Origin of the sequence: Paraburkholderia sp. UCT70 (assembly GCF_050434085.1) — a bacterium.
Taxonomy (GTDB): Bacteria; Pseudomonadota; Gammaproteobacteria; order Burkholderiales; family Burkholderiaceae; genus Paraburkholderia; species Paraburkholderia tuberum.
The window spans coordinates 1,063,995-1,078,004 of the sequence record NZ_JBNPVZ010000002.1; the positions used below are offsets into that span (position 1 = coordinate 1,063,995).

The 14,010-nt window shown below is 61.4% G+C and carries 12 protein-coding genes and 1 pseudogene; 7 read left to right on the forward strand and 6 right to left on the reverse strand.

Annotated elements, in window-relative coordinates:
• The 4 genes from OKW41_RS07170 to OKW41_RS07185 all read right to left on the reverse strand — a co-directional run bounded on the left by OKW41_RS07170 (nucleotide 1) and on the right by OKW41_RS07185 (nucleotide 2,663).
• Entirely contained in the window at nucleotides 1-402 is a 402-nt protein-coding gene (locus OKW41_RS07170) for a DUF3597 domain-containing protein (protein WP_090809158.1), read from the reverse strand.
• Between the two features lie 218 nt (nucleotides 403-620).
• Nucleotides 621-1,235, reverse strand: a complete 615-nt coding sequence (locus OKW41_RS07175; protein ID WP_429572015.1) for a hypothetical protein — start codon at nucleotides 1,233-1,235, stop codon at nucleotides 621-623.
• Between the two features lie 48 nt (nucleotides 1,236-1,283).
• Nucleotides 1,284-2,078: a molybdopterin-dependent oxidoreductase gene (locus OKW41_RS07180; RefSeq protein ID WP_429572016.1), complete on the reverse strand. Its 795-nt coding sequence runs from the start codon at nucleotides 2,076-2,078 to the stop codon at nucleotides 1,284-1,286.
• A 3-nt stretch (nucleotides 2,079-2,081) separates the two neighbouring features.
• Nucleotides 2,082-2,663: a cytochrome b/b6 domain-containing protein gene (locus tag OKW41_RS07185; protein ID WP_429572017.1), complete on the reverse strand. Its 582-nt coding sequence runs from the start codon at nucleotides 2,661-2,663 to the stop codon at nucleotides 2,082-2,084.
• A gap of 21 nt (nucleotides 2,664-2,684) precedes the next feature.
• Here OKW41_RS07185 and OKW41_RS07190 point away from each other — a divergent pair, with 21 nt between their 5' ends.
• The 5 genes and pseudogenes from OKW41_RS07190 (at nucleotide 2,685) to OKW41_RS07210 (ending at nucleotide 7,532) form a co-directional block, all read left to right on the forward strand.
• Nucleotides 2,685-3,050, forward strand: a complete 366-nt coding sequence (locus OKW41_RS07190) for a hypothetical protein (RefSeq protein ID WP_429572018.1) — start codon at nucleotides 2,685-2,687, stop codon at nucleotides 3,048-3,050.
• A gap of 617 nt (nucleotides 3,051-3,667) precedes the next feature.
• Nucleotides 3,668-5,027, forward strand: a pseudogene (locus OKW41_RS07195) (MFS transporter).
• 71 nt (nucleotides 5,028-5,098) lie between these two features.
• Entirely contained in the window at nucleotides 5,099-6,124 is a 1,026-nt protein-coding gene (locus OKW41_RS07200) for an amidohydrolase family protein (protein ID WP_429572019.1), read from the forward strand.
• A 2-nt stretch (nucleotides 6,125-6,126) separates the two neighbouring features.
• A complete protein-coding gene (gene ligK, locus OKW41_RS07205) occupies nucleotides 6,127-6,810 on the forward strand; it encodes a 4-carboxy-4-hydroxy-2-oxoadipate aldolase/oxaloacetate decarboxylase (RefSeq protein WP_429572020.1) in 684 nt (227 codons plus the stop codon).
• A 14-nt stretch (nucleotides 6,811-6,824) separates the two neighbouring features.
• Nucleotides 6,825-7,532, forward strand: coding sequence for a substrate-binding domain-containing protein (locus OKW41_RS07210; RefSeq protein ID WP_429572021.1), 708 nt, complete (start codon nucleotides 6,825-6,827; stop codon nucleotides 7,530-7,532).
• A 152-nt stretch (nucleotides 7,533-7,684) separates the two neighbouring features.
• On the opposite strand, the gene OKW41_RS07215 is transcribed toward OKW41_RS07210, so the two are convergent.
• Both OKW41_RS07215 and OKW41_RS07220 read right to left on the reverse strand, forming a co-directional pair.
• Nucleotides 7,685-8,701, reverse strand: a complete 1,017-nt coding sequence (locus tag OKW41_RS07215) for an ATP-grasp fold amidoligase family protein (RefSeq protein WP_429572022.1) — start codon at nucleotides 8,699-8,701, stop codon at nucleotides 7,685-7,687.
• A gap of 58 nt (nucleotides 8,702-8,759) precedes the next feature.
• Nucleotides 8,760-9,692, reverse strand: a complete 933-nt coding sequence (locus OKW41_RS07220; protein ID WP_429572023.1) for a GlxA family transcriptional regulator — start codon at nucleotides 9,690-9,692, stop codon at nucleotides 8,760-8,762.
• 810 nt (nucleotides 9,693-10,502) lie between these two features.
• Between OKW41_RS07220 and OKW41_RS07225 the strand changes: the two genes are divergently transcribed.
• Entirely contained in the window at nucleotides 10,503-12,824 is a 2,322-nt protein-coding gene (locus OKW41_RS07225) for a polysaccharide biosynthesis tyrosine autokinase (RefSeq protein WP_429572024.1), read from the forward strand.
• Between the two features lie 59 nt (nucleotides 12,825-12,883).
• Complete coding sequence (locus tag OKW41_RS07230) at nucleotides 12,884-13,999, forward strand: glycosyltransferase family 4 protein (RefSeq protein ID WP_429572025.1); 1,116 nt, start codon at nucleotides 12,884-12,886, stop codon at nucleotides 13,997-13,999.
• Nucleotides 14,000-14,010: the final 11 nt, after the last annotated feature.

The window sequence follows — 14,010 nt, forward strand, 5'->3', positions numbered from 1 at the left end:
TTAACTTGCCAGATCGGGCGGCAGCTTGCCGCCGTTTGCCGCGAGCGCCTGCATCACCTGCTTGTGCAGCCAGATGTTCATGCTCGCGGAGTCGTTCATGTCCCCGCTGTACTTCAATTCCTGCGCAAGTTGCTTGCGGTGTTCGAGACTGCTGTCGACGCCGAGTGCCTTCATCGTGTCGACAATCGACGTACGCCAGTTCAACGTCTGTCCGCTTTCGCTGACGAGCTGATCCATCACGGCGGCCACGTCGACGTCGGTCAGCGGCGCGGGCGCGGCGGGAGCGCTGGGCGTCGCGGCTTGCGCGGCGGCCGGGTCGGGGGTGGGTTCCGTCGCGGGGGGAGGTTGGTCCGGCTTCGCTTTGCCGAACAGCTTGTGCACGATGTCACCAAAAATACTCATTTCCGAAATCTCCGCGGTTGAATGACGAATGCGAGTGGGGGCGCTCGCAGGACATACCCCCACTATGCTACGCGATCTACCACAGTGAAAAACGTAATATTTTGTCAACCCGTCGACTGCTCGTATTGGTCCGCGCGCAATGATCCTGACACGACTCAGCCCGCTTCACGTCAACACATGACGCCGTGCGTGGCGCTATCCGAGGCCCAGGTCAGCCTTCACATCGGCGGCGCCACACCGTCCTTTTCGACCACGACGCGTTGCGCAACGTAAGTCCCCTGCGACGCGGGCGTAGCGACAATGAACACCTTCTTGCCCGGCGTAAGGTCGCTGCGCTCCGCGGGGGTGAACGTGACGATGGGCACGTTGGGCGGCACCGTCACCACATTGCTGCCGCCCTTGTACGACAGCTTCAGATCTCGGCCGCTCGTGCTCTGCACGACGGTGTCGACGTTCGCGTTCGTCATCGAGCTTTTCGGGCCCAGGTCCCACGCGTAATGTCCTTCACCCGTGCCGCGCGCGGACTCTGGAAACACGACCACTTCCGTTGCTGTCAGCTTGCCGTCGGCGCCCGTGGTTGCAGCCGTGCCGATAAATGTACCCGGCTTGATATCCGATAGCTGCATCGTCTTGACAGCCGAAACGCTCGCTGCCGGCTTCACATCGATCGACACAGTATCGCCGCTGCGTCGATGGACTTTGAGCGTGTCACCGTCGTGCGACACGATTTCGCCCCGGATGCGCGCGGGGTTCGTGGCCGGCGTCTGCGCGAAAGCAGCGCTCATGAGCGCTGCGGTCATCAAGGCTGCGCCTGATTTGATGAGGAATGACATAGGAACTCCCAACTGGATGGTTGATGGAAGGAGAAAAACATCATTGCGTCACGAGCCGCTGAACCAGTTGTAGCCTTGGTTCTCCCAATAGCCGCCCGGATACTGGTTCGTGATTTCGATAGCGACGACATGCTTGGGATTCTTGAAGCCGAGCTTGGTTGGCACACGCAGCCTCATCGGGAAACCATACTTCGGCGGCAGCACGTCACCGTTGTAAGTCAGCGTGAGCAACGTCTGCGGGTGGAGCGCCGTCGGCATGTCGATGCTCGTCCAGTAGTTGTAGTCCGCGCAATGAAGCGACACGTACTTTGCACTCGTGTCCGCGCCCGCGCGGCGCAGGAATTCGGAAAAGCGCACGCCGCCCCAGCGACCGATTGCGCTCCATCCTTCGACACAGATAAGACGCGTGATCTGGCTTTCCTGCGGCAGCGCGCGCAGTTCGTCGAGCGCCCACGTACGCTTGCCGTGCGCGAGGCCGCTGACCTGCAGACGGTAGGTCGCGGCATCGATCTCGGGCACCTCGTCGACGCCATAGAACGCATTGAACGGAAATGGCCGTGTGATCATCGATGCCGGATACGTGGGCGCCAGCTTGTTCGGATCGAACAGCAGTGCCTGCACGTCGTCGTTGAAGAACGAGATGCGGCGCAGCGCGGTGTTCACCGCCTTGTCGTCGGTCAGATCGCAACCGGACAGCAACGCGATGCCGCCTAACGTCAGCAGCCGCCGGCCGAACAGCCGGCGCGCAGGCGATTTGAGTTCGCGCTGAGCATCGCGAATGATCGATTCGCCATGCGTCGCGCGGAAGGTGCCTTGTTGCGCGGTTCGTTTTCGGATCGTCATGATTTACCGTCCACGTAGCATCAACAGCAGCGAGCGGGGCACGAGCGCAACCATCGCGACGTGAATGACGAAAAACGCCACCAGGACGCTCATACACATGAAGTGCACCACGCGCGCGTTGTCGTATCCGCCCATCAGCGTGCGCAGCAGCGGGAACTGCACCGACTTCCAAATGGCGAGCCCCGACAATACGATCAGCAGGATGTCGGCGATCACGACGAGATAGGCGAGCTTTTGCACCGAGTTGTAGTGCGCGAGGTCGTGGTGTTTCAGGCGCCCGCTCAGCGCAGCGAGCAGATCGGCGACCAACTGTTTCGGCCGGACAGGCAGCAGCTTGCGTCGAAAGTGTCCGGTCGCCAGATTCAGCGCCAGATAGACGATGAAATTCGCGACCAGCAGCCACATCACTGCGAAATGCCATTGCAGCGCTCCGGCGAGCCAGCCGCCAAGCGTGATCGAAGGTGGAAACTCAATTGCGGGAAAGATCGGCGACGCGTCGTAAATCTGCCAGCCGCTCATTACCATCAGCACGACCGCGACAGCATTGATCCAGTGCGTGATTCGCACCCATCCGGGTTGAACCATGTTGTGCCTCAAGACCATTCCATGCTCATTGACAATCATTCCGGTGCCGCTGGAGCCGTCAACGCGGATGCCGTCGGCGCCGGTACGGGGGCGCTTGCAAGATCAGGCGACGAGTTACGCTGCGAGCATCAGACTGGCATTGCGCCCGAAGCGGTAACGCGATCGATCGATGGTTATTCCGTCGTGTCTGAAATCTTTTTGTTCTTGCTATCGACTTTCAATGACGATGCACATCGCGCAGGAAGGCCGTCCCGCCGCATGGGAAACGCAGCATGCGACATTCCTGACTACGGGCGGACGCTGGCTCGAAGGTTGCAGCGCGGAAGGTTCGGTGGTTTCACCGGGCGATGGGGCGCGTTGTCCCGCCGCAAAATGAAAATGGCCTGAAGGGCGGATTCGCCCCTCAGGCCATTCACGAATACTTCTTGAATCAGAAGTGCGTATGCAAGCCGACGCGTGCGATTGCGCGCTTCAACGCAAGATCGCGCTGCGTCCAGATCTCGCGAGGCCGGCTCATCCCGAAGCGGAATGGCCATAGCACGGTCATGCCGCTTTTTTCTTTTTGTGCCCTTTTTGCGCGGGGCAAATCCGCTACCAGCGCGGCGCATCCACGTTGATCGGAAAAGCGGGGCGTCTCACCGCCGTTCTATGCGAGTTCATTCCCGCTTCATCTGTTCTGTTTATCAGGGTGTGCACCAGCAGGCGTTCGAAAAGCCCGCTTCGAAGGGCCGTGACTCTGGTTTGAACGCTTGTCCCGCAGGGCTTTGCGCGAATCGGACGGGCTTCGCCGATGCTATGCGGAACGCTGAGAATGCGGATACTCGCATCGACCCTATGGTTAACCCCCGCTTTGGCCCGCGAAGGACGAAACGTACCTTCACGCCAGTTATTTGAGTAAGCCGTGTAGGGGCCCATCGCCACGATGGTTACGGAGTCGACGTACTTTGCGAAGCTACCCGCTTCGAGCGCGCGATGAGACCAATGAAGGAGACAGGAGAGTTTTGATGACGAGTACTTCCAGCGGTAACAGGATTGATATCAAGAAGTTCATCGACGAACGGTCGATTTCGCCCTACCAGTGGCTATTGGTCGTGCTGTGTTTTCTGATCGTGACCGCCGACGGCATGGACGTCGCGATCATGGGTTTCGTCGCGCCTTCCATCATTCATGACTGGGCGATTTCGCGCCCCGAATTCGGACTCGTGATGAGCGCGGCGCCGATCGGTCTCGTGATTGGCGCATTGTTCGCGGGTCCGGCATCGGACCGCATCGGCCGCAAGTGGGTGCTGATTACGTCGGTGTTTCTGTTCGGGCGTGTTCACGATCGCGACTGCGTTCACGCAATCGCCGTTTTCGATGGCAGCATTGCGTCTGCTCAGCGGTGTCGGCCTCGGCGCCGCGATGCCGAACTCGACGACGCTGCTGTCCGAGTACGCACCGCAACGCAAGCGCGCGCTGCTGATCACCGTGATGTTCACGGGCTTCAATCTCGGCTCGGCATTGATCGGCTTCGCGGCCGGCTGGCTGATTCCGGTTCACGGCTGGCGCGCGGTGCTGATTTTCGGCGGCGCACTGCCGCTCGTGCTGATCCCATTCCAGATCTGGCTTCTGCCTGAGTCGGCCCGTCTGCTCGCGGTGCGCGGCGCGCCCGCGCAGCGCGTCGGCAAGGTGCTTGGCCGTGTGTGCGGCGAGCACTTCGCAGGCAATGAAGTGTTCGTGTCGAACGAACCGCCGCTGCCGACGCGCAAGCCGATCGGCGTGCTGTTCTCGCAAGGCTATGGCTCGATGACGATCGCGCTGTGGGTCACGTATTTCATGGGCCTGCTCGTCATCTATCTGCTGACCGGCTGGCTGCCGACGCTGATGAAGGATGCGGGCCTGTCGGTCACGACCGCGGCCAACGTCACGGCGATGTTCCAGATCGGCGGCACGATCGGCGCGATCCTCGTCGGCTGGCTCATGGACAAGGCGCGTCCGGCGCCGGTCATCAGCGCCGCGTATATCGGCGGCGCACTGTGCGTGCTCGGGCTCGGCTACATCGGCGCGCTGTCTTCGTCGCTCGCATTGTTGGTGTTTGCCGCGGGCTTCTGCATGAGCGGCGCGCAAACCGGTCTGAACGCGTTTGCACCCGGCCGCTACCCGACCGTTGCGCGTGCGACCGGTGTGAGCTGGATGCTCGGCATGGGCCGCTTCGGCAGTATCTTCGGCTCGGCGATCGGCGGCGCGCTGCTTGGCTTCGGCTGGCAGTTCGGCGCGATCCTGGCGATGCTCGCGATCCCCGCGACACTCGCCGCTATCGCCATCCTGATGAGCCAGCGTGTGGGCGGCGCCGAAAGGGTGGCGCAGCCGAATATCGCGCATTGAGGCGTGAGGCAACGCGGCGCGCGTGCGTTTCGCGGGCGCCGCTGGATAAATTCATCTACTGGGGAATCACGGTGATCATCGACATTCACGGACACTACACCACCGCGCCGAAAGCGTTGGAGACGTGGCGTAACCGCCAGATCGCAGGCATCAAGAGTCCTTCCGGATTGCCGAAGGGGTCGGAATTGCAGATCAGCGACGACGAGCTGCGCGAGTCGATCGAAAACAACCAGTTGAAACTGATGCGCGAACGCGGCCTCGATCTGACGATCTTCAGTCCGCGCGCGAGCTTCATGGCGCACCACATCGGCGACTTCGAAATCTCGAGCACGTGGGCCGCGATCTGCAACGAACTGTGCTATCGCGTGAGCCGGCTGTTTCCCGAGAACTTCGTGCCGGCCGCGATGCTGCCGCAAAGTCCGGGTGTCGATCCGGCCACCTGTATTCCTGAACTCGTCAAATGCGTCGAGCAGTACGGCAATGTCGCGATCAACCTGAATCCCGATCCGTCGGGCGGCCACTGGACCAGCCCGCCGTTGTCGGACCGTTCCTGGTACCCGATCTACGAGAGGATGGTGGAGTACGACATTCCCGCGATGATTCACGTGAGCACGAGTTGCAACGCGTGCTTCCACACCACCGGGTCGCACTACCTGAATGCGGATACCACCGCGTTCATGCAATGCCTGACCTCGGATCTGTTTCGCGATTTCCCGACGCTGCGTTTCGTGATTCCGCACGGCGGCGGTGCGGTGCCGTATCACTGGGGTCGTTTCCGCGGCCTCGCGCAGGAACTGAAAAAGCCCTTGCTGAAAGACCATCTGCTGAACAACGTGTTCTTCGACACCTGTGTCTATCATCAGCCGGGTATCGACCTGCTCACGCGCGTGATTCCCGTGGACAACATCCTGTTCGCGAGCGAAATGATCGGCGCGGTGCGCGGCGTCGATCCGGAAACCGGTCACTATTTCGACGACACGAAGCGCTACGTTGAAGCCGCGGATATGAATCCGGAGCAGCGCTACAAGATCTACGAAGGTAACGCGCGGCGCGTCTATCCGCGTCTCGACGCCTTGCTGAAAACGAAGGGGCTGTGATCATGTATGAAATCGGAGTCGTCTATCGCAACATCCAGCGCGCGGATGCGGAGGTGGCAGCGAAACTCGGCGCGCTCGGTTCGGCCACCGTGCATGAAGCCATGGGCCGCACGGGCCTGCTCCAACCGTATATGCGCCCGATCTATACCGGCGCGCGCGCGAGCGGCACGGCCGTCACGGTGCTGCTGCAACCGGGCGATAACTGGATGCTGCACGTCGCGGCCGAACAGATCCGGCCGGGCGACGTCGTCGTCGCGGGCGTCACCGCGCAGAGCACCGACGGTTACTTCGGCGATCTGCTGGCCACGAGCTTCAAGGCGCGCGGCGCTCATGCGTTGATCATCGACGCCGGCGTGCGCGACGTCGGCGTGCTGACCGAAATGAACTTCCCGGTCTGGAGCAAGGCGATTTCGGCGAAAGGCACGGTCAAGGCGACGCTCGGCTCGGTGAACATTCCGGTCGTGTGCGCGGGTGCACTGGTCACACCGGGCGACGTCGTCGTTGCCGATGAGGACGGCGTGGTCGTGGTGCCGGTGGCCGCGGCGCAAGCCGTGCTCGACAAGGCTGCGGCGCGCGAGGCCAATGAAGCCGAGAAGCGCGCGAAACTCGCCTCTGGGGTGCTCGGTCTCGACATGTACAACATGCGCGGGCCGCTCGAGCAGGCCGGACTGCGTTACAAGGACTGACAGCCGTGGTCGCAATGAGCAACGATCAAGCCACGCGCGCGCCGATCACCGGCATTTCGTCGATGGCCACGCGCCAGGTGCTGGCCGAACTCGCCGCGTTCTACGAGCGGTGCACGGGGCAAGGCGTCGTCATCGAATCGGTCGGCGGCGTCGATGCGGCGCGCCGGGTCGAGGATGGCGAAGTCTTCGACATCGTCGTGCTTGCCGGCGACGCGATCGAGCGGCTCGTGGTGACGGGTTGTGTCGAGGCGGCGAGCCGCGTCGGGCTCGCGCGCTCGGGCATCGCGGTCGCGGTCGCGGCCGGAGAAACGCACCCGGACATCGCGTCCGAAGCAGCGCTGCGCGACGCGATTCTCGGTGCGCGCAGCATCGGTTACTCGACGGGGCCGAGCGGCACGCATCTGCTGAAGCTGTTCGAACGCTGGGGCATTGCCGGGCAGATCGCTTCGCGTATCGTGAAGGCGCCGCCGGGTGTGCCGGTCGGCACGCTCGTCGCGCGCGGAGAAGCCGCGCTCGGCTTTCAGCAGATGAGCGAATTGATTCACGTGGCGGGCATCGACGTGCTCGGCGAGCTTCCGGCCGCCATCCAGTCCACCACGACTTTCACCGCCGCGATCTGCACCGTGGCGCGCCAGCGTGAAGCAGCCAAGGCGTTGCTGGCGTTTCTGGCCTCGCGCGAGGCCGACGGCGCAAAGCTGCAAAACGGCATGTCGCCGGCTTGATGGCGGGCGGCGCTCGCCGCCCACGCTTGTGTCCTTGCCTTTTCCGCCTCCATCTCTTTGCGTGAGCGCATGCTCGCCGTTGAAACGCTGAAAGCGCTGACCGGCATGCCCGATCGGATGGAGGAGGCAAAACGCTACGAATGAAAGCGGATTCAAGCCAGCAGCTTGCCCCACTCGTAATCGATACTGTCCGGCGTGAAGGGCAGCACGCCCGCGCCGGGCGTAAATGTAAGTTCGCCGAAATAAACGAGGTCGTCCGGCGCATACAGGTCGACGCGCACATAGTCGAAGTCTTCGCACAGACGGGCCGCGACATCGAGCACGGCGTGTAGATGCGGCGGGCGCGGAGCGGGCAACGCGCTGCGCTTGTAGTCGCCGATTGCGATATCGAGGTGATTCCAGTCGGCGTCGTACACGTCGCCGTGCGTCGCGTTGCCGAATCGATCCGAGATCACGAGGATATAGATGATCGGCCCGCCAGGACGGCCGCCAAAGCAGTGCATTTTGAAATCCGCCGGAATCTGGCCGCGCCGATCGAGCAGCAACTGCTCGAAGAAAACGCGCGGCTCGATCGTCCGATAGTGCCGCTCGCGCCCAACGTAATAGAATTCGGCGCGCAACCATTGGTCGGCGAGCTTCTTCAGCTTCTCGAACGAGGTCTCTGATTTGTTCCTCACCACTTCGACGTAGCTGCTGCCGTGATTGGCTTTCATTACGAAAGCATCCGGCAGTGCGTCGAAGACTTCGGGCGTGAATGCATCGGGTACTGCGATCAGCGGTATCAAATGCTTGTCGCCGATTTTCCGGGCAACATATTCCCGCACCAGAAGCTTGTCGGTCAGGTCGATATAGCGCGGATCAGGATGAAGATTGCGCTGCAGGATCTTCTCATTGAACGTCACCGGACGAATCAGGTTCGGATAGCGGCCAATGCATTTGTGATGTAACAGGCTTAGGAAAAGGGCGTCCGGCAATAGCGTTTTCGCCGCTTCCTTGATTTTTCTCGCGGTAGATGGCGATTGCCCGTGCGCCGCATGCGCACCGTTGTGCAAGCCCGGCTGCCCGCAGGGCGCGGCCAGAGCACTGTCCCCGGACTGTAGGGAGGCGATGTTTTCCGGCACGACGGCCGCGTCCTGCGCGGCCAGTTCGCCGGATTTGATGATCGTCATGTTCTAATCCCTTTGCGGTCGAGTCGACGAGTCGTCCTCGGAGTAACGGGAATTGAAATCAAAGCGTCAGCGGCGCTTGCCGCAACATCTCGGTCGCGGCACTCCAGCTTTCCTCCGGCGTCAGCCATCGTTCCTCCGCATCCACATGCTGTTGCGCGCGGAATTGCGTCGGCGACATCCCATAGCGCTCCTTGAATAGCCGCCCAAGCCGATTACCGTCGCCCATTCCGCAGCGGCGCGCAATCTTGTCGACCGGCAGATCGGTGTTCTTCAGCATCGAGCGAACGATCTCGAAGCGTGTGCGCAGCAGATATTCGAGCGGCGTCATGCCGAACTCGCATTTGAAGCGGCGCTGGAAATTGCGCTTGCTCATCGCCACCGATTCGGCCGCCTGCGCAACCGAAATTGCCTTGCTGTAGTTTTCCTTGATCCAGCGCGCCGATTCGCGAATCTTCTCCGTCGTCGTCGTGATGTTGACGTCGTCGAACTCGGAGCGGCTTTTCTCGGCGTAGCCGGTTTGCAGGATGCGGCCGATCTTCCGGGCAGTATCGGTATTGATGTCGCGTTCGATCTGCGCGAGCGCGAGATCGGTCGGCGTCACATTGCTTTGCGTGCGCGCGGCGTCACCGCTGTCGTCGAACAGAAAAATCGGCACGATCGATTGCAGCGGATCGTTGCAGACGACCGCGAGATTCGCACCCTGTTGCATGCCGAAAGATGCAATCGATCCTTGCAGCGAGATCCACGACAGAAAGCGGTCGTTGGATTCCGCGACTTCGGTGACGTCGCGGCAGGCCACGAAGAGCGCGTGGAAATCAGCGAGGCAGTAGCGTTCGAGGCCTTGCGTCCAGATCGATATGCCGGACGAACTGGTCACCAGACCGCCGCCGTCGGATACCACGGTAAACCGGTATGGCGCCTCTTCGCCAGCCGTTCTCTTGGACTCATTGGCAAGCCGGAACGCGTCGCCGATCGCGCCGGTACTTGCCATCGAACAATCCTGAAAGACGAATAGACCAATGTGCTTCATCACGCGAGCTTCTCCAGTCAGGAAAATCTACGCATTGAGATTAGCGCATCGATTTGGGCGAGACGAGCTTGGCCGGCATGCGTGGGTGTTTTGGCGTAATCGTCAGGGTTCAAGAAATTCTTACTTCGCTATTCGCGGAAATGCGTGCTACTAATTAACGTTGCACGGAATTTTTTTCCCGATCAATTAGCGCGATTCTTGCAAGCGAAACGCTGGGGTATCGGCGGAATGCGCCGAGTGGCCTGGATGCGGCGCGATTTGCGGGTTAACAACGGCATTCTTGGCACTTGAGCCGTGCAATTGGCGTTCTGTCGCGATGTACGATACCTGTCGTATAACTCTGTTACAGCACTTGCAGATCGCAACAAGCCTTTCCGGCTTCTGTTTCATTTGTAAAAGGCTCCGCATTATCGGCCAATAGCACCCTACTTTGGGCCGCCGGCGAATGCCTCGATCCTTTGCGGACTATGCTTCACCGCAACATCGAGAGAGAAATTGTCAATCGCGGATTACGTGAATGGCGGGCTTCGCATTCGCTGATTCGTGAGAAGAACAATCGGCAATGCCGCGGTGGATAAGCAATAGGTGTGTAGCCTTCCGTGGTTCGAGAGGTCCCCGAACACGGCTCCCCGACCTAACCCGACACAGCACGTCGCTTCGCCGTGCTGCCAGCCAATCGAGGGTATATCCGGCCGGCGGCATAAATAGCGACGTGGCGACGCAAAGCGATCGCCGATCGTTTTGTTTCATCAACCTGCAAGGATCAGACCGGTGGATTACTATCCGCAAAACTCGCTCTATCCCGCTGTTGATACCGAGCGTAGACAACTCAGTGCCAGCGCGATGCTCACGCTAATGCGCGACCACATCTGGGAGATCGTCGTGACGACGGTCGTCGTCCTCACGCTCGCGGTCGCGTATCTTCTGATTGCCACGCCTATCTATTCCGCTGACGTAATCGTTCGCGTGGACCCACCCGAGCCAAATGCCCTCGGACTCGCGTTGCAGAACCAGGAACTGTTGCCGCCACCGACGCCGTCGTCGGTAACCGAAATGGCGGTCATGGAAAGCCGGTCGGTTTTGCAGCCGGTGATGGACCAGTTCCGTTTCGACATTTCGGTGAAGCCGCACAAGCTTCCAGTTCTCGGCGACATCGCCGAGAAATTCGCTACACCGGGACAGCCCGCGGCGCCGTGGCTCGGGCTGAAATCGTTTGCATGGGGCGGCGAGCGTGTGCAGATCGCCGCGCTCGACGTGCCGCGCGAACTCGAGGAAGAGAAGCTGACCTTGACCGCGCTCGACAATGGCGCCTTCGAATTGCACGGCCCGTCCGGCGAGTTGCTGGCGAGAGGCACGGTCGGCATGCCGCTCAAGCAGAACGGCGTGTCGATGCTCGTGAAGGAACTCTCTGCGCGGCCGGGCACGAAGTTCGAGGTGATCCGCTGGAATGAGCTCGATGCCATCAAGCGCTTCACCAGTCTCGTCAAGATTGGCGACAAGGTGAAAGACTCTGGGCTGCTGCAAATCCAGTACCGCGACAAGAGTCCGGACAAAGCCGCGACCGTCGCCAATGCATTGGGAGAGCAATACCTCGCGTACGCGGTGGCGAGCCGGCAAGCGAACGACACGCAGACGCTCGCGTTTATTAACGGCGAACTCCCGCGTCTACTCGGCGATTTGCGAAAAGCCGAGGAAGCGCTGAAGAACTTCCGCTCAAGCTCGCAATCGATGCAGCCGACCAACGAAGCGCAAGCCTATTTGCAGGGCGGCCTCGATCTCGACAAGCAGATCGCGGCGCTGCAATTGCAGCGCACGCAAATGCTCGAGCGCTATACGGAACAGAGCCGCTGGGTGCAGAACGTCGACGAGCAACTGGCGCAATTGAAAGAAGCGAAAGCAAAATTCTCCGACCATTTCAACGGCATGCCCGCGTCGGAACGCGCGAGCGTCGATCTGATCCGCGCGCAGAAGGTCGCGGAAACGGTGTATCTCGGCATGGTGCAGAAGGCCGAGCAATTGCAGGTGCGCCGCGCCAGCACGACGGGCGGCGCGCATATTCTCGATCGCGCGATCAGACCGCATATGCCGGTCAAGCCACAGCCGATTCTCGTGCTCGGCGGCGGATTGGTGCTCGGTATCGTGTCCGGCGTCGTGTTGGTCTTCATGCGCCGCCACGTGATGATCGGCGTGACCGACCCGCGCTACGTCGAGCGCGAGATGAGCGTGCCGGTGTTTGGCGAGATTCTGTTCAGCCATCAGCAACTGCTGCTCGACCGCGATGCGACCGCGGGGCGCAAATCGCTGCCGGCAGCAGCCGGGCGCGCCCATCCGCCGATGCAGAAGAGTCTGCACGAGATTCAGTTCGATTCCGGCGTTCAGAACAGGATTCTCGCCGCGCGCTTTCCGCACGACACGTCGGTCGAAGCGCTGCGCAGCGTACGGACCGCCGTCACGCGCGATCTCGCGCATGCACGCAACAACATTGTGATGATCATCGGGCCCACGCCATCGGCCGGCAAGAGCTTCGTCGCCGCGAATCTGGCGATCCTGCACGCTGAAATCGGCTCACGGGTGGTGCTGATCGATGCCGACATGCGACGCGGTCATCTCGCCTCGCTATTCAACGAGAGCAATCGTGGAGGCCTTTCCGAAGTACTGTCCGAACGCCTGCCGCTCCGCAATGCGCTGCGCTCGACCCGCATCGACGGATTGACGTTCCTGTCATGCGGCGTGCGCCCGGAGAACCCCGCCGCGCTGCTGATGAGGCCGCGCCTGAAGGATGTACTCGAGCGGCTGTCGAGCCAGTTCGATCTGGTGATCATCGATACGCCGCCTTTCCTCGCGGTCACCGACGCCTCGATCGTCGCGAACGAGGCGGGCGCGTCCCTGCTCGTGCTGCGCTCGGGCATGCAAAGCGAGGAGGAGATCGCCGACACGATCAGAAAGGTGGAACGCGCGGAAGGGCGCATCGCGGGCGCGGTGTTCAACGGCATTCCGCTGCGTCGAAGCACGAAGAACTATGGCTACGAAACGAACTATGCCAGCGATTTCGGCGAAAACGACGTCGGACAGCAAGCGCCGCGAGGCGCCTGAGCGTGTGGAGATCCCAACGCGGTAAAGCGCGTTCGCGATGGCGTAAAACGGAGAACCAGATGGCCTTTGCAATCAACGGAAAGTTTACTTCGCAGTCCGTCACGGGAGTTCAACGCGTGGCGTATGAGCTGACGCGGGCCATGCAGATGCGCGCCGCGCCCGGTGATGAACCGGAAGTGTTCGTGCCGCAAAACGCCGTCGAGCCGGGGGCGCTGCTCAAACCGCAACGGCGCTTTCCGTGGCTGCGCGGCACGCTGTGGGAGCAGATCACGCTGCCAATCGCCGCACGTGGCATCACGCTGCTGAGTCTGTGCAATACGAACCCGCTGTTCAAGCACAGTCAGGTCGTGATGGTTCACGACATGGCCGTCTTTGACGTGCCGCAAGGATTTTCGAGGAAATTCCGGCTCTGGTATCGCATCTGTTTCGCGCTCTTGCCGCGCACGCATCCGATCGTTCTGACGGTCTCGACGTTTTCGAAAATGCGTATCTGCCATCACCTGAAAATCGAGGAATCGCGTGTGAAAGTGGTGGCGCCCGCCGCGGATCATTTCGACCGGATCGTTGCCGACCCATCGGTGCTGCAACGGCTCGAATTGAACAAGGACGCCTATTGCGTGATCGTCGGCAGTCTCGATCCGCGCAAGAATCTGCGCGGCGTGCTCGATGCGATCGTGCGGCTCGGGCATCTGCGCGACGTCAAATTCGTCATCGTGGGAAAACAGTATCCGCGTATCTTCAGCGGTGCAGGCGTCGAGCATCCTGTGCATTCGCGGCAGGTCGTGTGGGCAGGTTGCGTGTCGGACGCGGAGCTGAAGGCACTGTACGAGAGCGCTGGCTGCCTCGTGTTTCCGTCGTTGTACGAAGGTTTCGGCCTGCCGCCTCTGGAAGCGATGTATTGCGGCTGTCCGGTGATCGCGTCGGCGCGCACGTCGATACCGGAAGCGTGCGGCGATGCCGCAATGTACTGCGACGCGACCTCCGCGGACGACATCGCCGCAAAGATCGCGCAGATGATGAGCGACGCCGATCTTCGCCAACGTTATCGCAGTGCGGGGCTGCTGCATGCGCGCGAGTTTCGCTGGGAGCGCGCGGCGCAAACGGTGCTCGAAATCCTCGATGTCAAGACTGGCGAGCGGCTGCCCGAACTGACGCCGCGCGCGTCCGCGAGCTAGCGATGGGTGGG